Origin of the sequence: Hymenobacter artigasi, from assembly GCF_012275535.1 — a bacterium.
Taxonomy (GTDB): Bacteria; Bacteroidota; Bacteroidia; order Cytophagales; family Hymenobacteraceae; genus Hymenobacter; species Hymenobacter artigasi.
Genome location: NZ_JAAVTK010000014.1, coordinates 40,987 through 61,228 on the forward strand (window position 1 = coordinate 40,987; position 20,242 = coordinate 61,228).

21 protein-coding genes are annotated in these 20,242 nt (G+C 60.7%); 13 read left to right on the plus strand and 8 right to left on the minus strand.

Annotated features, from left to right (window positions below; translation table 11 throughout):
* The first annotated feature begins 125 nt into the window (after nt 1–125).
* Nucleotides 126–1,274: a glycosyltransferase gene (locus tag HBN54_RS18830; protein ID WP_168674781.1), complete on the plus strand. Its 1,149-nt coding sequence runs from the start codon at nt 126–128 to the stop codon at nt 1,272–1,274.
* Complete coding sequence (locus HBN54_RS18835; RefSeq protein ID WP_070728736.1) at nt 1,265–1,888, plus strand: RNA polymerase sigma factor; 624 nt, start codon at nt 1,265–1,267, stop codon at nt 1,886–1,888. The genes HBN54_RS18830 and HBN54_RS18835 overlap by 10 nt, the downstream gene beginning before the upstream one ends.
* Before the next feature lie 62 nt (nt 1,889–1,950).
* Here the strand turns inward: HBN54_RS18835 and HBN54_RS18840 are convergent, their stop codons facing one another.
* Nucleotides 1,951–2,184, minus strand: coding sequence for a helix-turn-helix domain-containing protein (locus HBN54_RS18840; protein WP_168674782.1), 234 nt, complete (start codon nt 2,182–2,184; stop codon nt 1,951–1,953).
* Nucleotides 2,184–2,900: a DUF2975 domain-containing protein gene (locus HBN54_RS18845; protein WP_168674783.1), complete on the minus strand. Its 717-nt coding sequence runs from the start codon at nt 2,898–2,900 to the stop codon at nt 2,184–2,186. The genes HBN54_RS18840 and HBN54_RS18845 overlap by 1 nt, the downstream gene beginning before the upstream one ends.
* Nucleotides 2,901–3,112: 212 nt before the next feature.
* Between HBN54_RS18845 and rsmG the strand changes: the two genes are divergently transcribed.
* Nucleotides 3,113–3,730 carry a 16S rRNA (guanine(527)-N(7))-methyltransferase RsmG gene (rsmG, locus tag HBN54_RS18850; protein WP_168674784.1) on the plus strand — a complete coding sequence of 206 codons (618 nt, stop codon included), beginning with the start codon at nt 3,113–3,115 and terminating at the stop codon, nt 3,728–3,730.
* A 217-nt stretch (nt 3,731–3,947) separates the two neighbouring features.
* Here rsmG and HBN54_RS18855 read toward each other — a convergent pair whose 3' ends face one another.
* Nucleotides 3,948–4,928: a YheT family hydrolase gene (locus HBN54_RS18855; RefSeq protein ID WP_168674785.1), complete on the minus strand. Its 981-nt coding sequence runs from the start codon at nt 4,926–4,928 to the stop codon at nt 3,948–3,950.
* Nucleotides 4,929–5,203: 275 nt separating this feature from the next.
* On the opposite strand from HBN54_RS18855, the gene rpsT reads away from it, so the two are divergent.
* The 3 genes from rpsT (at nt 5,204) to HBN54_RS18870 (ending at nt 8,813) form a co-directional block, all read left to right on the plus strand.
* Nucleotides 5,204–5,455: a 30S ribosomal protein S20 gene (gene rpsT / locus HBN54_RS18860; protein WP_168674786.1), complete on the plus strand. Its 252-nt coding sequence runs from the start codon at nt 5,204–5,206 to the stop codon at nt 5,453–5,455.
* A 200-nt stretch (nt 5,456–5,655) separates the two neighbouring features.
* The gene (locus HBN54_RS18865) at nt 5,656–7,188 is read left to right on the plus strand and encodes a T9SS type A sorting domain-containing protein (RefSeq protein ID WP_168674787.1); all 1,533 of its coding nucleotides are present in this window, start codon (nt 5,656–5,658) and stop codon (nt 7,186–7,188) included.
* Nucleotides 7,189–7,517: 329 nt separating this feature from the next.
* Nucleotides 7,518–8,813 (plus strand): T9SS type A sorting domain-containing protein, encoded by a 1,296-nt coding sequence (locus tag HBN54_RS18870; protein ID WP_168674788.1) that lies wholly within the window; start codon nt 7,518–7,520, stop codon nt 8,811–8,813.
* 81 nt (nt 8,814–8,894) lie between these two features.
* Here HBN54_RS18870 and pyk read toward each other — a convergent pair whose 3' ends face one another.
* Both pyk and HBN54_RS18880 read right to left on the minus strand, forming a co-directional pair.
* The gene (gene pyk, locus HBN54_RS18875) at nt 8,895–10,334 is read right to left on the minus strand and encodes a pyruvate kinase (RefSeq protein ID WP_168674789.1); all 1,440 of its coding nucleotides are present in this window, start codon (nt 10,332–10,334) and stop codon (nt 8,895–8,897) included.
* Nucleotides 10,335–10,601: 267 nt separating this feature from the next.
* Nucleotides 10,602–11,030, minus strand: coding sequence for an IPExxxVDY family protein (locus tag HBN54_RS18880; protein WP_168674790.1), 429 nt, complete (start codon nt 11,028–11,030; stop codon nt 10,602–10,604).
* A 162-nt stretch (nt 11,031–11,192) separates the two neighbouring features.
* Here HBN54_RS18880 and HBN54_RS18885 point away from each other — a divergent pair, with 162 nt between their 5' ends.
* From HBN54_RS18885 to lgt, 7 genes are all read left to right on the plus strand, one after another.
* The gene (locus tag HBN54_RS18885) at nt 11,193–11,429 is read left to right on the plus strand and encodes an acyl carrier protein (RefSeq protein ID WP_019948606.1); all 237 of its coding nucleotides are present in this window, start codon (nt 11,193–11,195) and stop codon (nt 11,427–11,429) included.
* Between the two features lie 167 nt (nt 11,430–11,596).
* Nucleotides 11,597–12,847 carry a beta-ketoacyl-ACP synthase II gene (gene fabF / locus HBN54_RS18890; RefSeq protein WP_168674791.1) on the plus strand — a complete coding sequence of 417 codons (1,251 nt, stop codon included), beginning with the start codon at nt 11,597–11,599 and terminating at the stop codon, nt 12,845–12,847.
* Nucleotides 12,848–12,941: 94 nt separating this feature from the next.
* Entirely contained in the window at nt 12,942–13,667 is a 726-nt protein-coding gene (rnc, locus tag HBN54_RS18895) for a ribonuclease III (RefSeq protein ID WP_210428115.1), read from the plus strand.
* A 168-nt stretch (nt 13,668–13,835) separates the two neighbouring features.
* Nucleotides 13,836–15,758, plus strand: a complete 1,923-nt coding sequence (gene nadE / locus HBN54_RS18900; protein WP_168674792.1) for an NAD(+) synthase — start codon at nt 13,836–13,838, stop codon at nt 15,756–15,758.
* 310 nt (nt 15,759–16,068) lie between these two features.
* A complete protein-coding gene (locus HBN54_RS18905; RefSeq protein ID WP_317170252.1) occupies nt 16,069–16,710 on the plus strand; it encodes an RNA polymerase sigma factor in 642 nt (213 codons plus the stop codon).
* Complete coding sequence (locus HBN54_RS18910) at nt 16,703–17,005, plus strand: hypothetical protein (protein ID WP_168674793.1); 303 nt, start codon at nt 16,703–16,705, stop codon at nt 17,003–17,005. Before HBN54_RS18905 ends, HBN54_RS18910 begins: the two co-directional genes overlap by 8 nt.
* A 100-nt stretch (nt 17,006–17,105) precedes the next feature.
* Nucleotides 17,106–18,116, plus strand: a complete 1,011-nt coding sequence (gene lgt / locus HBN54_RS18915; protein WP_168674794.1) for a prolipoprotein diacylglyceryl transferase — start codon at nt 17,106–17,108, stop codon at nt 18,114–18,116.
* Nucleotides 18,117–18,299: 183 nt separating this feature from the next.
* Here the strand turns inward: lgt and HBN54_RS18920 are convergent, their stop codons facing one another.
* Genes HBN54_RS18920 through HBN54_RS18930 form a run of 3 tightly spaced genes read right to left on the minus strand, consistent with a single transcriptional unit; the run spans nt 18,300 to nt 20,232 of the window.
* Nucleotides 18,300–19,205 carry an SdiA-regulated/phytase-like domain-containing protein gene (locus HBN54_RS18920; RefSeq protein WP_168674795.1) on the minus strand — a complete coding sequence of 302 codons (906 nt, stop codon included), beginning with the start codon at nt 19,203–19,205 and terminating at the stop codon, nt 18,300–18,302.
* 45 nt (nt 19,206–19,250) lie between these two features.
* Nucleotides 19,251–19,475: a membrane protein insertion efficiency factor YidD gene (gene yidD, locus HBN54_RS18925; RefSeq protein ID WP_168674796.1), complete on the minus strand. Its 225-nt coding sequence runs from the start codon at nt 19,473–19,475 to the stop codon at nt 19,251–19,253.
* Between the two features lie 22 nt (nt 19,476–19,497).
* A complete protein-coding gene (locus HBN54_RS18930; RefSeq protein ID WP_168674797.1) occupies nt 19,498–20,232 on the minus strand; it encodes a M48 family metallopeptidase in 735 nt (244 codons plus the stop codon).
* Nucleotides 20,233–20,242: the final 10 nt, after the last annotated feature.

Here is a 20,242-nt window from a genome sequence, read left to right on the forward strand (position 1 = left end):
GATTACTTGTGCGGTAAAGATGCTTTGCTGCGCTCTGCATGACGTTCTATTTGCGCTACGTTCTGCAAAGGTAACCCGCCCGTTTCGCGCCCCGTACTTTTGCAGGCTCATTCGTACCCGCCGCTTTGTTGCTTCCACCCGTACCCACGTCCCCGTTTTTCTGGCTTTTGTTGGCGTGCGTGCTGGTGCAGCTGTTCTACGCGGCATATTTCTTCTGGCCCTTTGCCCGCCGCGCCCCCGAAGCGCCCGCCGATGCGCCCGGTCCGGACGCCGAGCCGGTGTCCATCGTCGTTTGCGCCCGCAACGAGCTCGACAACCTGCGCCGCCTGCTCCCGCTGCTGCTCCAGCAGGACTATCCGGCGGCATTCGAAATCGTGCTCATCGACGACCGCAGCCACGACGACACGTATCTATACGCCCAGCAGCTGGCCCAGTATTACCCCGAAAAAATTCGCCTCGTCACCATCGACCGCACCCCCGACAGCTTCGCGCCCAAGAAATACGCCCTCACCCTCGGCATCAAAGCCACCCGCTACGCCCGCCTGCTCTTCACCGATGCCGACTGCATCCCGGCCACCAACCAGTGGCTGCGCCTCATGCAGCGCGGCTTTGCCCAGAAAGACGGGGCCGACCTCGTCCTGGGCTTTTCCGCCTACGCCGAAGCGCCCGGCTTCCTCAATCAGCTCATCCGCTACGAAACGCTGCTCACTGCTGCTCAGTACCTCAGCTTTGCCTGGCGCGGCTGGCCCTACATGGGCGTGGGCCGCAACCTGGCCTACACCCGCGCCTGCTTCACGGCCACCAAGGGCTTTGCCTCGCACATCCGCCAGCTCTCCGGCGACGACGACCTGCTGGTGCAGGACGCCGTGCGCCAGCGCCAGCGCGTGGCCGTAGTAGCCGACCCGTCGGCCCACACCCTGAGCGCGCCCGCCGAAACCTGGGCCGCCTGGTGGCGCCAGAAGCGCCGGCACTTATCAGCTGGCCGTGCCTACCGCTTGCCCGACCGTTTGCGGGTGGGCACCTTCGTGCTGGCCAATATGTTGTTCTATCTGGCTACCGTTGTGCTAGTTTTTTCGCCAAACAATTGGGTACCTTTGGCAGTCGTATGGGTTCTGCGAACTTTGTTCGTAAGCGCCGTATATGCGCGTCTGAGCCAGCGGCTCGGCCAGCCCGTAATCGTCGGGCTCTTGCCGGTGCTCGATGCGGTTTATTTTTTTCAATACCTGGCCCTGGGAATCTCGCTGTTCCTTAACCGCACCCTTCGATGGAAGTAAACAACCAAGATATTCAAAAGCAGTTTTCAGCTAAAGCCAAACACGACTTTAAGCTGATTCGCGCCGCCGTGGACCACGGCGATGAGAAGGCCTATGCCGAGCTGATGCACATCTACAAAAAGCCCGTGTACCACGTGGTGCTCAAGATGGTGCGCAACCAGGACGATGCCGAAGACCTCACCATTGAGGCCTTCGCCAAGGCTTTTCGCAACCTGCATAAGTTCAACCCCGAGTATGCGTTCAGCACCTGGCTGTTCCGCATTGCCACCAATAACTGCATCGATTTTATCCGCAAGAATAAAATCAAAACGATGTCAATTGACTCGGCCATTAAGGTTGATAACGGCGACGAAATCACCATCGATTTCCGCGACAACGACCTGAACCCGGCCGAGCACGCCGTGCGCAACCAGAAAATCGAAATCATGCGCCACGTCGTGTCGCGCCTGCCCGATAAGTACCAGCGCCTCGTATCGTTGCGCTATTTCGACGAGCTCAGCTACGAAGAAATTGCCACCGAGCTCAAAGCCCCCCTCGGCACCGTGAAAGCCCAGCTGCACCGCGCCCGTGAGCTGCTCTATGACATGGTGAAGCACACCAAGCAAATTATTTAATCGTGAAAATGAAAAAGCCCCGATGTGAGTCGGGGCTTTTTTATGGATTGAACAGGCGGACTTTATTCGTCTGCCGCGCGCAGGTCGCGCGGGTCGGGGCGGTGTTCGAGGATTTCGGCCGGCTGGCAGTCCAGCGCCTGACATATTGCCGCCAGGGTACTGAAACGCACCGCTTTGGCTCGTCCGCTTTTCAGGATAGAAAGATTGGCGAGGGTGATGCCCACGGTTTCGGAGAGCGCGCTGAGCGTCATCTTACGGCGGGCCAGCATCACGTCGAGGTTTACGATTATGGGCATCAGATAACGAGTTCAGCCTCGCGGCTTAGTTCGACGCCGCGCTGGTACACGGCGGCAATAACGAGCAATACCAGGCCAACTTCCCAGCCCGGCAGGGTGGTTTCGGTATTGAGGCGTACGTAATGGCTAAGCGGCTCGGCTAGCCCCGGCGACTGGAACGGCGGCACCAACATCCGCACGGCCAGGTAGGCCAGCTCCTGCACAAAATTGAGCCCCAGCACCAGCAGGCCCAGCCCGCGCAGCCGCCGGGCATTGGCAAAGGTAAACGGCGTCGCCGGGGTTACGTCCAGCAGCAATTGCCACAGCAGCCAACTGCCCACCGCGAAAAACACCACCCACGCCAGCGACTGATAGTCGTTGGAAGCGCCTAGGTACAGGAGCGCCACCCGCCGCCACGCGTTGGGTTCGTGATAGCGCAATACCGGGGCCTGGGGGTCGGCCGCTAGGTCGAAAGAACTATTGGCCGCTAGCGGTGAATGTTGTGTGTGGCGCATCGGCCGACCATTGTAGCCATCGGCCCAGCCCGCCTGCATGTCATGAAAAGCCGAAAAGGTATTGGGAGTCGTTGTATTCAGCACAAGCTGCACGGGAGTATCGTCGATGACTGTTACCGTGCGTACCAGCAGGATGATGGCCGCGATGCCGCCACCCAGTAGGAAAATAAATGCCAGAGGCCGGCTGAACCGAAGCAGCGAAGTCAGAGGAAGAATATGCATGGAAGAAGATGGATAAATGTTAATGCAAAGCAAATACATATTTATCGAAAAACAACAAATACATATCGAATAAAATTGTATTTGCATCGATTAGCAGCTACTGCCAAGTGCTGAGCGTACCGCGCAGACCTGTTTACCCGCAGATGCCTAAATAAGGTGATAGGACCGGCTTAGCGTACCGAAGCAGCCCCATCTTTCGCACCTTTGCACCCATGAACCTCCTTCAGCACCACTTCCCCCAACTCACCCCGCAGCAGCTTGAGCTTTTTAAGCAGTTCGAAGCCGAGTTCCGCGCCACCAACGAAGCCATCAACCTGGTGTCGCGCCCCGATATGGAGAATTTCACGGAGCGCCACGTGCTGCACTCGCTGGGCATTGCCAAAGTGGTGCAGTTTCCTAAAGGCAGCGCCGTGCTCGACGTGGGCACCGGCGGCGGCCTGCCCGGCCTGCCGCTGGCCATCCTGTTCCCCGAAGTGCACTTCCACTTGGTGGATAGCATTGGCAAAAAAATCCGCGCCGTGCAGTTCATGGCCGCCGCGCTGGGCCTGAACAACGTGACCGCCGAGCAAACCCGCGCCGAGCAGGTGCGCGCCAAGTACGACTTCGTGGTGAGCCGCGCCGTGGCCCGCCTCGCCACCTTCCACCCCTGGATAGCCCACCGCTTCAAGCCCCAGGGCGCGCCCGGTGCCGGCCTGTACTATCTCAAAGGCGGCGACCTGACGGAGGAAATCGCCGAGTCGGGCCTGAAAGCCCGGGTAACGAACTTGAGCGACTTCTATCCGGAAGAGTTTTTCGAGACGAAAAAAGTGGTGTTTGTACCCGCGAAGTAACCGGCTGTCATTGCGAGTTTAGCCGGCGCTGGCGCGAGTTTAGCGCAGCGTAACTCGTGCCGGCTACGAGCAGGAGGCTTTGCCTCCTGTGCCGCGCCAGCGGCAATTCGGCTTTGCACAGGCCGCGCCGTTCTGATGCGAGGCACAGCCTCGCCCAAATAGTGAGCCCGAGTTACGCTGCGCTAAACTCGCGCCAGTCATAAACAAGCGTTTCCGCCTACGCCGGCACCGCCGCCGTCAGAAATGCCACCGCCCGCCGCTCCGAATAATACTCGCCGCTGCTCTCGGCAAAGCCGACGTGCCCGCCCTCTGGCGGCGTTTCGAGGAATACGAAAGGTGAGCTGGCCGCCACCTCCCGCGGATAGCAGGAAGCCGGCAAAAACGGGTCGTTCTGCGCATTCACCAGCAGCGTGGGCACCTTGATGCCGCTGAGGTAGCGGCCCGAGCTGGCATACTGGTAGTAGGCATCGGCCGAATCGAAGCCGTGCATGGGCGCGGTGTATTTGTCATCGAACTGCTGGAAATCGCGCAATTCCTCAATCCCCTCCAGGTCGACCTGGCCGGGCAGCAGCTCGGCCTTAGCCCGCACTTTCTCGCGCAGCGATTTCAGAAAGCGGCGCAGGTACACCTGGTTTTGCAGCCGCCCGATATGCACCGAGCTGGCCTGCAAATCTGTCGGCACGGAGAATACTGCCGCCCGCTGCACCTCGGCCGGTACGCGGGCCGCGTCTTCACCCAGGTACTTCAGCGTCACGTTGCCACCCGCCGAGAAGCCCAACAGGTAGGCCCGCTGGTAGCGGCCGGTGGCCAGCGCGTGGCGCAGCACTAGGTCCAGGTCCTCGGTGTCGCCGAGGTGGTAGGAGCGGAGCAGGCGGTTCATCTCGCCGCCGCAGCTGCGGTAGTTCCAGGCCAGCGCGTCGAGGCCGGCGCGGTTGAGGGCGCGCACCATGCCGCGCATGTAGGGCCGCGAGGCGTCGCCCTCCAGGCCGTGTGACACGATGGCGAGGCCATTAATAGGCCGGTGTTCGGGCAGGCGGCTCCAGTCCAGGTTCAGGAAATCGCCGTCGGGCAGCTCCAGGCGCTCGCGCTGGTAGGCCACGTCGGGCACGGTGCGCCACAGGCTGGGCACAATGGTCTGTAAATGACCATTGAACAGGTAAAACGGCGACTGATAATGGGTTTCGGCAACGAGCGGCATGGCACGGAGGGGCTGGGAGTGGCTGGGCGCGCTGGGTGGGAGGGGAGGTTTGGTAAAGTTCGCACCTAATCGGCATGCATACTAATTTAGCTGCCTGAAAGTGAATTTGGAATGAGTATTGGCTGTTTTGAGAGGGACTGTGATTTTCGCAACGAAATAGAATACGCATTGGCTCAAGATTTTTGGCGGTAGGGTTTGAATTTGTCAGACGGATTCGTACCTTTGCCCTCCCAAACACAGAACTCAAGCATAACGCTCCTATATATTTCCTGCTCATGGCAAACCATAAGTCGGCCCTCAAGCGCATCCGCAGCAACGAAGCCAAGCGCGTGTTGAACCGTTACCAGCACAAATCCACCCGCACGGCTATCAAAAAGCTCCGTACGACGACCGACAAAACGGCTGCCCAAGAGCTGCTGAAGAAGGTGACTTCGATGCTGGACCGTCTGGCCAAGAAGAACATCATCCACAAGAACAAAGCTGCTAACAACAAAAGCAAGCTGACAAAGCTCGTCAACGCGCTTTAGTGCGAGACGAGCCTAGCGAGGCCAGACTGCGCCGCCCCAAGGTCTGGTCTCGCGCTCCTTACAAAAAGCCCTGCTCAATTTTGAGCAGGGCTTTTTGCGTGTAAATAGGTCTTTGAGCGGGGTGATATAGATTTATTCGGGAGTCATCGGACGAGTACTTACCTTACGGGCAGTATTCCACATCGTCCTACCCCCGTACCATGAAACACACCTACCCTTGGGCGCGGCCATTGTTGGCCGCGCTATTCTCGTTTATTGCCTTGGGTGCCAGTGCGCAGCAGGCGTGGCGGCCGTTTCGGCCGGGATTGATTTACAGCTACGCGGCCACGCCGGTTACCAGCAGCAGCACATATCATACAATGCGGGTCGATTCGGCCTACGTCACGAGTGCCGGCGACTCGGTGTATACGTTTAACCGGCGGCTTCGTGACGCACCGGCTGCTGTAGGACCTCCCGGATTTGTGAAAAGTCGGAATAACTTATTCGGGGCCCTGCTGCGCTGGCGGCCGGGCCAGAATATCTACACCCTGGAAGCACTGGCGCAACCGGGCGTACAGGCAGCGGTGAGCCTGACCTTATTCCCCCGCGCGGCGGTAGGCAGCACCTGGCCAGCCAACACCGCACCGGTCCAAACGGCCACCTTGGTAAGCCGCAGCTGGCAAACAATAAGTGCCGGCGTGCAAGACACCGTAACGGTCATCAGCATTGCGGGTACCACCACCCAAACGGTGCGCCTGAGCCGGCTCTATGGGCTGCTGGCCGGGCCGCAGTGGCTTGGCGGCGCTACGGGTAGTCAATTGGAGCAGGCCATGCTGCCTGCCAGCTACGCGCAGTCGCTGTATAGTCCAACCCGTCTGTTTGACGTGCAGCCGGGCGATGAGTTTGGGTATAGCATAGACGATTATATCGCGCCCGTTCAGTGCTACGATAGCAAAACATTGCGGCGGATAATCAGTCGCCGGTTAACAAGCGACAGCTTAATTATTACCTATCTAACGCAAAACCGGTATGAGCAATATCATTATCAGGGCGTTTGTAGCGGAGCGGCCTCACTCAACATAACACCCGTTACAGTAGGGCGTTGGGCCTTCGCACTGGCTGGTAATGCCTGGGAGCCTTCGGGTGGCTTGCTGCAATTGGCTGCGCTACGCCTGCTCACGGGCGAGTATATGGTAAACCCATCCGTCGGCTTCCCGGCCTTGCTGGCTGGTCTGCCCCTTTCCGGGACCGGAACTGGTTTGTGTGGTCCATCTGGTAGGCCGGTCAGCTTCGTTCCCTATTATCAAAAAGTAGGGAATAGCAATACATACGAACGAGGGCTGGACTATCTTGGCTGGCTATACAGCTTTGGGCCGGGCATGACTACTACGTTTGAGTTAAATAATGGCTTGGTATACTACCGCAAAACCGTCAATGGAATAACGACCGTCTGCGGCTCACCGCTGGCGTTTGTCACCTTGCTGCTCACCCGCGCCGCGCAGGCGGCCGCTATTGCCACGCTGTACCCCAACCCTGCCGCCGAGGCTGCCACGCTCACGCTGGCCCAGCCCGCCCGCCCCGGTTCCGCGCTGCGCCTGACCGATGCGCTGGGCCGCACCGTGTGGGCCGCGCCTGTGCCCGCCGGGCAGTCGGCCCTAACCGTGCCGCTGGCCGGGCAGCCCGCCGGCCTCTACCTGCTGCACCTCACCGGCCCCGATGGCGCTACCGCGACGTGGAAACTGACCCACGAATAAGGAGCAAGCCTGTTCAAGTAAGTGGGTTGCAAGACTCCAAAATGGTCACTCATAATTCTACTGCCGTTATGAAAAACAAGTACCTATACAAATGGCTGGCGTTGGCTGTTCTCTTCGCGCTTCACTTTGGAGCCAATGCGCAGCAGGCGTGGCGGCCGTTTCGGCCGGGGCTGATTTATTCGTTTTCGCCCACTTCGTCTTCTGCTTCTAATGGGACCGCCAATGTGTTTTTGTTGCGTCTTGACTCAACGTACCGCACTGCGGGAGGTGATTCCGTGTGGGCTTTTAACCGGCTAATGCGGCCGTTTGATGGCAGTGCATTGGGGGGAATGTTTGCCTTTACGACTGCCCGTAAAAGCCGCAACAACCTATTCGGGGCGCGGCTGGTATGGCAGCCGGGTACGGCCGAATTCATTTTGGAAAACGTGGCTGAAGGAAGCCAGCAAGTGGCCCTGTCGTTGCGGCTACGACCCCGGGCAGCGGTGGGCAGCTCCTGGGTAGCCAGTACCTCACCCGCGCTCACGGCCACCCTCACGAGCCGGAGCTGGGACCAGGTAGGCAGCCAGCCGGGCAGCCCCTTCGATTCGGTGGCGGTTATCACCCTCAGCTCGGGAGTAGTGGTGCGGCTGAGCCGGCAATACGGGCTACTGGCCGGTCCACGCTGGCTTACACTGACCAGCACGGCTCCGCAATATGTTGTCCGCGAACTGCCGGTGACGTTGGCCGGCTCCCCGCTATCGCCGGACCGTCTTTTCGATTTGCATCCCGGCGACCTGTTGGGTTACGAAACGACGCCACAATCGGTGGGCGGGCCGCCCTGCACCAGTATGTATACGCTACGCAATATGCTGACGCGGCAGGTGGTGGGCGACTCGCTGACTTTCACCTACCGCCAACAAAGCAAGGTCGTAAATCACAGTATTTCTGGCTGCTTCGGCACGCCGCCTGGAACGGTACTGGGGCCGGTGCAAACGGGCCGGCTGGCGTTTTCGCTGCGCACGGGCCAGTCACCACAGTATGAGGCGCTGCCGCTGTTGTCCGGAGAGTACCGGGAACTGTCCCGTTTTGCTGGCAGTGTGTTGTTGGTGGGGCTGGGCCTGTCGCAGCCAACCTTTCCTACCTGCCAGAGTGGTAACACTACTCTGGGCTACGAATATTTGCACCGCAGTGGAATGGCCAGCAATAATACCCTGGCATACGGGACAATAACGGACGGGAACTGGTTTCAGCATTTTGCCGCCGAAACCGGATTGGGCGACATTCGGACCGATGAAAAAACGCTACAGTATTCCGTAAAAAGCGGATTCACTGGCCCCATTATCTGCGGCTCAAATACAAACTATGCTACCCTGCTGCCCACCCGTACCGCCCAGGCGGCCGCCATCGCCACCCTTCACCCCAACCCCGCCCCGGAAGCCGCCACGCTCACGCTGGCCCAGCCCGCCCGTGCCGGCTCCGCGTTGCGCCTGACCGATGCGCTGGGCCGCGCCGTGTGGCGCGCGCCCGTGCCCGCCGGGCAGTCGGCCATATCCATACCACTGGCCGGGCAACCCGCCGGCCTCTACCTGCTGCACCTCTCCGGCCCCGATGGCGCAACTGCCACCTGGAAGCTGACCCACGAATAACGGGGTATTCACCACAAAAAAGAGCCCGCTACTTTCGCAGCGGGCTCTTTTCGTATGCGGCCAGCGGGCCGGGATTGTGAGTTAGGCAATGCTCACCCGCACCATGTTGGCTTTGCCCCGGTCCTGGATGGGCATCGAGCCGGTGGTGATGTACACGTCGCCGGCTTCGAGGTGGCCGGTGGTGGTGAGGACGTAGCGGATGTCGGCCACGGTGCTGTCGGTGCTCACGAGGCGGTCGTAGTAGAAGCCGCGCACGCCCCACACCAGGCTCAGGGCCGTGAGCAGGGGGCGGTTATCGGTGAAGATAAAGATGTTGGCTTTGGGGCGGTACTTGGCCAGCTGGAAGGCCGTGTAGCCCCGGTGCGTCATGCCGGTAATGGCTTTGGCCTCGGTGTTTTTGGCCAGGTGGCACGACGCCGACAAAATGCTGTCGGCCATGAAGTTGGTGCCATTGGAGTCCACGGGCCACCACTTGTGGAACAGCTGCGGGCTGCGGCTCTCCACGCTCAGAATGGTGCCTACCATCGAGCGAATCACCTCGGCGGGGTAGGCCCCCACGGCGGTTTCGGCCGAAAGCATCACGGCATCGGCCCCGTCGAGTACGGCGTTGGCTACGTCGCTGGTTTCGGCGCGGGTGGGGCGGGGGGCCGTAATCATCGACTCCATCATCTGCGTAGCCACGATGACGGGCTTGCCGGCCGCGTTGCACTTGGCGATAATCATCTTTTGGGCCATGGGCACCTCTTCCATCTTCACCTCCACGCCGAGGTCGCCGCGGGCCACCATCACGGCATCGGTAATGGCAATGATTTCGTCGATGTTGCGCAGGCCGTCGGGCGTTTCAATCTTGGCCACCACGCGGGTGGTTTTGCCGGCGTCGGCAATCAGCTTTTTGATGAAGCGAATGTCGTCGGCCTTGCGGGCGAAGCTCAGCGCCACCCAGTCCACGTCGTGCTCCAGGCCAAATTTCAGGTCTTCGATGTCCTTCTCGGTCATGCTCGGGGCCGAGACTTCGGAGTCGGGCAGGTTGATGCCTTTGCGGGGCTTCACCAGGCCGCCGTAGATTACTTCCACGTCCACTTCCTTGTCGCGGTCGGTGGCCAGCACCTTCAGCTCAATCTTGCCATCGTCAATCAGAATCTGGTCGCCGGCTTTCACGTCGCGGGCCAGGCCCAGGTATATGGTGCTCAGCCGCGTGGCCGTGCTGATTTCCTTCTCGCCGCACACCAGCTTGATTTTGTCGCCAGCCTTGATTTCAACGCCGCCGCCTTCCACCTCACCCAACCGGATTTTCGGTCCCTGCAAGTCCTGCAACAGGCCCACCGAAGTCCGCATGTCCTTGTTCAGCCGCCGCACCGTGTTAATAACCGACAGGTGCTCCTCGTGCGCGCCGTGCGAAAAGTTGAGCCGGAACACGTCCACGCCTTCGCGCATGAGCGTACCGAGGCGCTCATATGTGTTGGAAGCGGGGCCCACGGTGGCCACAATTTTGGTTTTGTTGAAAGAGTTGGGGGTTTCCATGCGTTAGGATGAAATGTCGGAACAAAAAAACTCCCCTCCTTAGGCAGAAGGGGACGCTGGCGCAGCGCGCAAGCTGGGGCGATAGCAGAATAAAAACGCTGCCCGTACTCGCAAAAGTCGTTTAATTTAACCGAAAAGCCTACCGTTTACCGCGCTACTTGCCCGGGGTTTTTCCAGGCAAACGTTTGTTTATGGCCCTATTGGGCACCTGAGCGCGTTGGTTTATTTCCGTTGGGGCAGGGCCATGCGCTTCGCCCGCCCCGGCAATCACATAATCAGGTTTTCCTTGTATTTAAGCGAATTCGGGTCGAACTGGCAGGCGTACTGCACGGCATCGAGGGCGGTGAGGCACTGAAGGATTTCGTCGTCGGCCAGGTGGCCGCTGCCGTTGCTCACGGCCAGCAGGTAGTCGTATTCCTTGATATCCGGGGCCAGGTAGGGCTTTTTGAGGCTGGAAGGGGCAATGGAGCGGTTGCGCAGCAGCCGCAGCGTGAGGCTCTCGGTGGCGTGCAGGTAGTGCGTAAACACCAGCCGGCCATGGCTGAGGAGGTTGAGCAGCAGCTCGGGCTGCTTTACGAAGCGCAGGCGCAGGGCGCGGTTCAGCGTCCAGGCCAGCGTGTAGTCGCGGGTGCTGCTTACCAGCCCGAAAAGGGCGAAGTCGCACTCGTACTCAACATCGAGGGTGAAAGTTTTCATAGCGGCCACAAAAGGGGCACCCGCAGGCGGGAAGCGGCAAAGCTACGGCCTACAACGAGCCATCGCCATAATGTTGTACCCGCATTTCGGAAGCGCGGCCGTGGGTTAGTTGGAAAATCTCTCGTTACTTTGCGCTGTAGTTTTCCCTAAACCCCCACGGAAATGTCTGAAATCGCAGAAAAAGTAAAGGCCATTATTATTGATAAACTGGGCGTTGAAGCCTCCGAGGTTACCCCCGAGGCAAGCTTCACCAACGACCTGGGTGCTGACTCGCTGGATACCGTCGAGCTGATTATGGAGTTCGAAAAGGAATTCAACGTGAGCATCCCCGACGACCAGGCCGAGAACATCGGCACCGTGGGCCAAGCCATCAGCTACCTCGAAGAGCACGCTAAGTAGTCTTCCTCATCTTGAGCACAACGAGCAATTTGCGTAAATAATCCTTACTCAATTTCCGCGTTTTGCCTGGAATGAATCCCTAAGTTCTGCGCATACCGGCCGGCTAGCCGCCGGCCGGTTTTGCTGTTTTATCCTGCCTCACCTTTCGCGCTTCTGGCGCCTGACTTATGTCGTCCATCCGACGGGTTGTCGTTACCGGCCTTGGAGCCATCACACCGCTGGGCAATACTGCCCCGGCTTACTGGGAAGGCCTGCGCACGGGCGCCAGCGGCGCGGCCACCATCACGCGCTTCGACCCTACCAAGTTCAAAACCCGCTTTGCCTGCGAAGTGAAAGGCTACGAAGCCGATAATTACTTCGACCGCAAGGAGCACCGCAAAATGGACCTGTTCACGCAGTTTGCCGTGGTGGCGGCCGATGAGGCCATCGCCGACTCGGGCCTGCTGGAAAGCGGCGTGGACAAGGACCGGGTGGGCGTGATTTGGGGCTCCGGCATCGGTGGCCTGAAATCGTTGCAGGAAGAATGCTTCGCCTTTGAGAAAGGCGACGGCACCCCCCGCTACTCGCCTTTCTTCATTCCGCGCATGATTGCCGACTCCTCGTCGGGCAATATCAGCATCAAAAACGGCTTTCGCGGGCCGAATTTCGTGACGACGTCGGCCTGCGCCTCGTCGAACGACGCCATTATTGCGGCCTTCAACAACATCCGCCTCGGTCTGGCCGACGCGGTGGTGACGGGCGGCTCCGAAGCGGCCATCACCGAATCGGGGGTGGGCGGCTTCAACGCCCTCAAGGCCATGAGCGAGCGCAACGACGACCCGGCCTCGGCCTCGCGGCCCTACGACAAGGACCGCGACGGCTTTGTGCTGGGCGAAGGGGCCGGCGCGCTGGTGCTCGAAGAGTATGAGCACGCCAAAGCGCGCGGCGCTAAAATGTATGCCGAGCTGATTGGCGGCGGTATGTCATCGGACGCCTACCACATCACCGCGCCCGACCCCAGCGGCGAAGGCGTGGTACTGGTGATGAAAAATGCCCTGCGCGATGCCGGCATTGCCACCACCGATGTGGACTACATCAACACCCACGGCACGAGCACGCCGCTGGGCGACGGGGCCGAAATCAAGGCCATCGAAAAGGTGTTCGGTGAGCATGCCGAGAAGCTGAACATCTCCTCGACCAAAAGCATGACCGGCCACCTGCTGGGCGGGGCCGGCGGCATCGAGGCCGTGGCCTGCCTCCTGGCCATGCAAAACAGCCTGGTGCCCCCCACCATCAACCTGCATACGCCCGACCCGGAAATCAATCAGGCACTGAACTTCACGCCGAACGTGGCGCAGCCCCGCGAGGTGCGCGTGGCCATGAGCAATACGTTTGGTTTCGGTGGCCACAACACGTCGGTGATTTTCCGTAAGCTGTAGGCGGCAGTCGCTGCAATAGAAAAAGCCCGTCATGCAGCGCGCAGCGAAGCATGACGGGCTTTTATAGTCACTTCACTTTATTACGCCCTTCCCTTTGCTCGGTTTTGTATCCCGTTTGTTTGCTTCTGATAAAGCGTTTCGGCAGGCGGTAGCCACCGTGACGGGCCAGACGCCCAAGAATGCCCGCCTCTACCGGCTGGCGTTCACGCACTCGTCGGCGGTGCGGCAGCAGCCGGCTATTGGTAAACACCAGACCAATGAGCGGCTGGAGTTCCTCGGTGATGCCGTGCTGGGCACGGTGGTGGCCGAATACCTGTTCAAAAAATACCCCTACGAGCAGGAGGGCTTCCTGACCGAGGTACGCTCGCGCATCGTGAACCGCGAAAGCCTGAACGGCATTGCCCTCAAGCTGGGTCTCGACGGGCTGGTGCAACTGGATGCCGCGCAGGGCCGCGCCGCCCGCTCGCGCTCCGTGAACGGCAACGCGCTGGAGGCCCTGGTAGGGGCCGTGTACCTGGATTTGGGCTATAAATCGGCCCGGAAATTCATCCTTACGCGCCTCGTGAAGGGCTTTGTGGACGTGCACACTATCACGACTACCACGGCCAACTTCAAGAGTAAGCTGGTGGAATGGGCGCAACGTGAGGGCAGGGTCCTGCGCTACGACATCACGGGCGAGGCCCGGCCGGGCGGCATGATGGAGTTTACGGCCAACGTGCTGCTGGATGAAGAAATCATTGCCACTGGCATGGGGTTGAGCAAGAAGCAGGCCGAGCAATTGGCTGCCGAGCGGGCGCTGACGGAGCTGGGAGTCAGCTGAAAGGTTGATTTTTGGGGGTAGAATGTTGAGTGCTATGTGGAAACCCGGAAATTAAACAGCGTGGAAATAGCCCCTTGAGGAAAACCAGGGGCTTTAGCGGCAGTTGCTATTATCGACGTATGCGGTTGGCCTTACCCAACCCTTAACCCTCAAAATTCAACCCTTCCAATGCGTATTGCCGGAGCCGCCCTCAACCAGATTCCCATCGACTGGGAAAACAACCTGCGGAATATCCAGACCGCCATCGAGCAGGCCAAAGCAGCGGGCGTGCAGCTGCTGTGCCTGCCCGAGCTGTGCCTGACCGGCTACGGCTGCGAGGACCTGTTTCTGAGCGACTGGATGCCCGAGGCGGCGCTGGCCCACCTGCAAAAGGTGCGGGAGTGGACGCAGGGCATCTGCGTGGTGGTGGGCTTGCCGGTGCGCCTGCCGGGCCGAACCTACAACACGGCCGCCGTGCTGCGCGATGGCCAGATTCTGGGCTTCGCGGCCAAGCAGTTTCTGGCCAATGACGGGGTGCACTACGAGACGCGCTTCTTTGCGCCCTGGGTGGCGGGCGAAACCGGCACCGTGAGCTGGGAAGGGGAGACGTGGCCGCTCGGCGACCTGATTTTTGAGCACGAGGGCGTGCGCTTCGGCTTCGAGATTTGTGAGGATGCCTGGCGGGCCGACAACGTGCGGCCCGCCTGCCGGCTCATGGGCAAGGTGGATTTGATTGTAAATCCCTCGGCCAGCCACTTTGCGATGAGCAAAACCGACGTGCGCTACCAGCTGGTAATGAAGGCGTCGCGCACTTTCGACTGCACTTACCTCTACGCTAATTTGCTGGGCAACGAGGCCGGCCGCATCATCTTCGACGGTGAAATTCTGGTGGCCCGCAATGGTCATTTGCTGAAGCGCAACCAGCTGCTGAGCTTTAAGGAAGTGGATTTGGAATGGGTGGACGTGGATTTCACCACCCCGCAGGAGCCGGCGGCCGAAATTGTGCCGCTGCCCGAGCCCGATGAGTACAAGGAGCTGAACCAGGCCATGAGCCTGGCCCTGTTCGACTACCTGCGCAAGGCGCGCAGCCGCGGCTTCGTGCTGAGCCTGAGCGGCGGGGCCGATTCGAGCTTCTGCGCCGTGGGCGTGGCCGAAATGGTGCGCCTGGGCGTGGAGGAGCTGGGCCTGCAGGAGTTCAAAAGGCGCAGCGGCTGCTTCGAGGAAACGAGAAAAGACGTGGTGCAAACCGGTGCCGGCGGCGCGGCTGAACAGGTTGTGCAGGACGAAAAACCAGGCACCAAGTACCAAGCACTAAGTACCAATCAGGCACTGGTAAATCAGTTGCTCACCTGCGCCTACCAGGGCACGGTCAATTCTTCGGATGACACCTTTACTTCGGCCAAAGAGCTGGCCGAAAGCATTGGGGCGCGGTTTCACAATTGGGAGATTGACAAGGAAGTGGCCGGCTACGTGGGCAAAATTCAGGGCGCGCTGGGCCGGGAACTGACCTGGCAAACCGATGATTTGGCCCTGCAAAATATTCAGGCGCGGGTGCGGGCCCCTGGCATCTGGATGATGGCCAACGTGTTGAACTGCCTGCTTATCACTACTTCCAATCGCTCGGAGGCCAGCGTGGGCTACTGCACCATGGACGGCGACACGGCCGGCAGCATCTCGCCCATCGCGGGCGTGGACAAGGACTTCGTGAAAAAGTGGCTGCGCTGGGCCGAAACCGAGCTGGGCTACGCGGCCCTGCGCCACGTGAATGCGCTGCAACCCACCGCCGAGCTGCGCCCCCTGGCCGACAAGCAGACCGACGAGCGCGACCTTATGCCCTACGTGCTGCTCAACCGCATCGAGCGGTTGGCCTTCTACGACCGCCTCAGCCCCAGCCAGGTCTTGGCCGCGCTGGACGGTGAGGCCACTGGCTTCGACCGCGAACAGCTGAAAGCCTACGTGCGCCGCTTCTATAGCCTTTGGAGCCGCAACCAGTGGAAGCGCGAGCGGTATGCGCCAAGCTTCCACCTCGACGATTACAACGTGGACCCGCGCTCCTGGCTGCGGTTTCCGATTCTTAGCGGGGGCTTTTCGGAGGAGCTGGCGGGGTTGTAATGCCTGCTTTGTGTTGATGAGGAGCGGCTCCGAAGTAGGGTGCGGGGCTTGTCCCCGCCCGCCGTTCGCGCCGAAGCAGCGATTATGTTCAACGGCGGGCGGGGACAAGCCCCGCACCCTACCGGGTACGCTTGTAAAAAGTGTCGACGCGTTAAATTCATCTGGTAATCAACCCGCTAAAATGTTTTTGGCAAGGCCAGCGCAAGTTTACGGCGGCAGCCGGGCCTAAGTCTGCGCAACTCTTCCAGCGTGGCAACCAGCCGTGACTTGCGTTGCGAAAGCCTGTTTCCAACCCTCAGCCCCGGCTCCTGTGGCGTATTCCCTTCCGCTGTTCGTAACTTCTGAGTCGTCGGTTTGCGCCCCGGTTTCTGCATCGGCCGCCGATGAGGACCGGGAATTAGTAGCGCAGCTGCAAGCCGGGAGCGAAGCCGCGTTTCGCACGTTGGTAGCACGCTACCAGAACCGGATTTATCGCACGATATTTTCCCTGCTGCGGAACGAGGAAGAAGCGGAAGATGTGGCCCAGGAGGTGTTCGTGGAGGTGCACCAAACCATCGGCCGGTTTCGGGGCGAGGCGTCGTTGAGCACCTGGCTCTACCGCCTGGCCACGTCGCGGGCCCTGAAAAACCGCCGCAAGGCCCAGGCCAAAAAGCGCTTTGCCTACTTCACCAGCCTGCTGGGCGGCAACAACGACGTGCTGCACGAGCCGCCCGACCACGCCCACCCGCTGGCGCTACTGGAGGGCCAGCAGCAGCTCCAGCTCCTGTTGGCTCACATTGCCCGCTTGCCCGACCAGCAGCAGGTGGCCTTCACGCTGCGCCACGAGCAGGAGCTGACCTATGAGCAAATCGCGGCCGTGCTCGGTACCACCGTGGCCGCTGTCGAATCCCTGCTGTTCCGGGCCCGGCAAACCCTCCGCAAACACGTTCAAGCTCCCCTTCGCCATGTCTGATATCATCAATCGCCCCGGTTCCGACGAAGAATGGGAGGACCTGATGCGCCAGCTGCGCAACCAGCCCGTAGCCCAGCCCCGGCCGTTCTTTTATGCCCGGGTGCAGGCCCGGCTCGTTGCCAGTGCGGGGGCACCCCGGCAATGGCTGCCCGCCTGGCTACGCCAGCCCGCCTACGCGGTGCTGCTGGGGGCGCTGGTACTGGCCCTGAGCGGCGACGGCCCGGCCCTTACGTCAGCCGCTGCGCGGTACCACGCCAGTCCACCGAGCGGGCTAAAATCGTTGCCTCCGCGCTGATTTCAGCCCCTGCTACCAACTTATTCATTGCCCTGCCGCCGTAAAGTCGCAACCTCGGGGGGCATAGTACCTTTGACGCCTTATAACCACTTCGCCCCGCATGCATCCTTTTCTCGACGCTATTCTCTGGAACGTTAATCCCATCATCGCCCATCTCGGGCCGGTCACGCTGCGCTGGTACGGGCTGTTCTTCATGCTGCCCTTCGTGGTGGGCACGTTTGTGCTCACGCACATCTACCGTTCCGAGCGCGTGTCGCCCCAGTGGGTCGATGTGATTACGATATACATGCTCATCGGCACCATTGTGGGCGCGCGGCTGGGCCACATGCTGTTTTATGATTTTGAGGCGCTGAAAGCCGACCCCATGGTGGTGTTCAAAATATGGCAGGGCGGACTGGCCAGCCACGGCGCTACCATTGGCATTCTGCTGGCCTGCTGGCTGTTTGCGCGTAATAATAAGTTCGATTACCTGTGGGTGCTCGACCGCATCGTCATCGTGGTGGCGCTGGGTGGGGCCTGCATCCGCACCGGCAACCTGATGAACTCCGAGATTGTGGGCAAGCCCAGCAGCGCGCCGTGGGCCTTCACCTTCCCGCGCGATGTGGACCACCTGCTGCCCGTGACGCGCCCGCTGCCGGCCGGGGCCGTGCAGGTGGCCGCCCGCCCCGTGCAATACCAGGATGGCACCCGCACCTACCAACTGCAGCCCGAAGGCACGCCCGTAGCGCCCGATGCGCCCATGGCCGTGCCGCGCCACCCCACCCAGATTTACGAGGCGCTGTTCTGCGTTTTCCTGCTCGTCCTGCTCTATTCCATGTGGAACCGCACCAAAGAGCGCACGCCGCGCGGACAGCTGTTTGGTCTGTTTGTGGTGCTGCTTTTCACCCAGCGCTTCCTGGGCGAGTACCTAAAGGAAAACCAGGTGGCTTTTGAAGACGGCCATCTTTTCAACCAGGGCCAGCTGCTGAGCATCCCGCTGATTTTTATCGGTATCTGGGTGCTGTGGCGGGCCGGCAAAGACCCCGAAAACCCCTACGGCTACGCCCCGCGTGACCTGGGCAAAGAAGGCGACCCGCAGCCCACGCCCGGCCTGGAGCAACCTCGGGTATAGCTCTTGGTTTTAAGTAGTCAGCCATCAGTAATCGGTAGTCAGACGGAAATCAATTGAATGATTTTTAGATAGATGGAATCTGACTACTGACTACCTGTTTAAGTAACGCAAAAAGCGGTTTCGCAGGATTGGACACGACGTCCAACCTTGCGAAACCGCTTTTTTGTTGCCAAACCTGTGCGCTTACGGCAGTTTGTACTCGTACAAATCGCCTTTCTCGGTGCTGATGAGCAGGGTGTTATCGTCTTTGAAAACGGCCCCTTCGGTTTGCCCGGCTCCAGCCAGGGAAATCTGGCGGGGCGTGGCTTTCAGGATATCGGCCCAGGAATTACCGTCGAGAATGAACAGCTCGCCGCGGCCCAGCAGCACCAGGCGGTGGCCATCGGCGCGCAGGGCGGCATCGGTTACCTGGCCGGGAATGGCCAGGCCGGTGATTTTTTTGGCGGTGTAGGTGCCAGGCTGGTCGGGCACGGTATATACATTGCTGGTGCGGTCCTGGCCCCGGTCTTTGGTGAAAAGCCACACCTGGCCCTCGTGCCAGAGGCTGGCTTCGCAGTCGAAGTTGCGCTGCTTTTTCTTGGGTGGGAAATCGCGCTGGTCGGGGTAAGAGAAGGCAATGGTGCCGACGGTCTTGGGGCTGTCGGGCCGAAACTTGAAGATTTTGAGGTCTTGGCGTTGGCTTTCGTTGTTGCCGCAGTCGCCGATGTAGTAGTTGCCGCTGCCGTCGCGGCTCAGGCTTTCCCAGTCGGTGTTGGTGGCTGGCACCTCCAGGGTGCGCACCAGCTGGCCCGCGCCGCTGATTTCGTAAAGTGTGGGCGAGTTGCCGTCGTCGCCGAAGCTGAAATAGTTCTGGCCGTCGGGGGCCGGGGCCAGGCCCGAGCTTTCGGGCACTACGCCTTTAACGGAGCCCACTTTGTTAAGGCCGGTAATTTCGGAGGCCGCGTTTTTATCCTTGCGGCGGTCGCCGCCCTTGGGCATGTCCACCCCCGCGTTCAGCGGCGAGTCGGTGGTTTTATCAGATTGAGCCTGGGAGCAGGCCGCCGTGAGCAACAGGACCAACGCGGCCGGCACGAGGGGAATAAAGCGCATTAACGTAAAGCATGGAAGTGAGCCTGTCTATACGCAAGCCGCCGTTTAGGGTACGGGGTCGTAGCCGTGGCCGCCCCAGGGGTGGCAGCTGGCAATGCGCCGCAACGCCAGGCGGCCGCCCCGCCACGGCCCGTATTTAGTGATTGCCTGCACCGCATACACCGAGCACGTAGGCGCGTAGCGGCAACTCGGCGCGGTGAGCGGCGAAATGAAGCGCTGGTAAAACCAGACGAGGCCAAGGAAGAGGGCGCGGAAAAGGTGGGAAATCATAGCGGAAAATAAAACGGGGTCACTACTTCGGCAGCGCGTTCAGTTCCGCTTTCCACTGTTCCCAGTCGGGCAGTAGCCGGGTTTGCAGGTCGTAGAAGGCTTTGGAATGGTCGCCCACCAGCAGGTGGCAGCACTCGTGCAGCAGCACGTAGTCGAGGCATTCGGGGCGGGCGCGCACCAGCTCCGGCGAGAGGCGGATGCGGGCCGCGCTCGGCGTGCAGCTGCCCCAGCGCGTCCGCATCTGGCGCACCGACAGGGTAGGGCGGGTCAGGTTAAACTCGGCGAAGCGCGGCCACACCCGCAGCAATGATTCGGCGAAAAGCGGCCCGGCCTGGCGGGCGTACCAGGCATGAAGCAGGGCTTCGGCCTGGGCCGGCGTGAGGGGCGCGGGCGTGGCCATTAGTAGCTCATCGCCTGCCAGCGTCACGGCGGGCCGGCGGGCTTCGGCGAAGCGCAATGGGTAGGCCCGGCCCTGGTAGTAATGCGGGCTGCCGGCCTCAAAATGCCGGGTAGGAGCCGGGGCGGGCCGGCGGGCAAAGGTTTCCTGGTGCTTAAGAATCCAGTCGGCTTTTTTCAGAACCTGCTGTGCCACCCACTCGGGCGAGGTGCCGGCCGGAGCGCTGATATGTACGCTGCCATCGGGCCGCACGGCAAAGCCGATGGTGCGACGCGACCGGAACACGAGCGTGTAGCTGAGGGACTGATTTTGGTAAGCAAGGGTTTCGCGGCGGGGCGCGGCAGAGAAGGAGCGGGGCATAAGGCGGCAA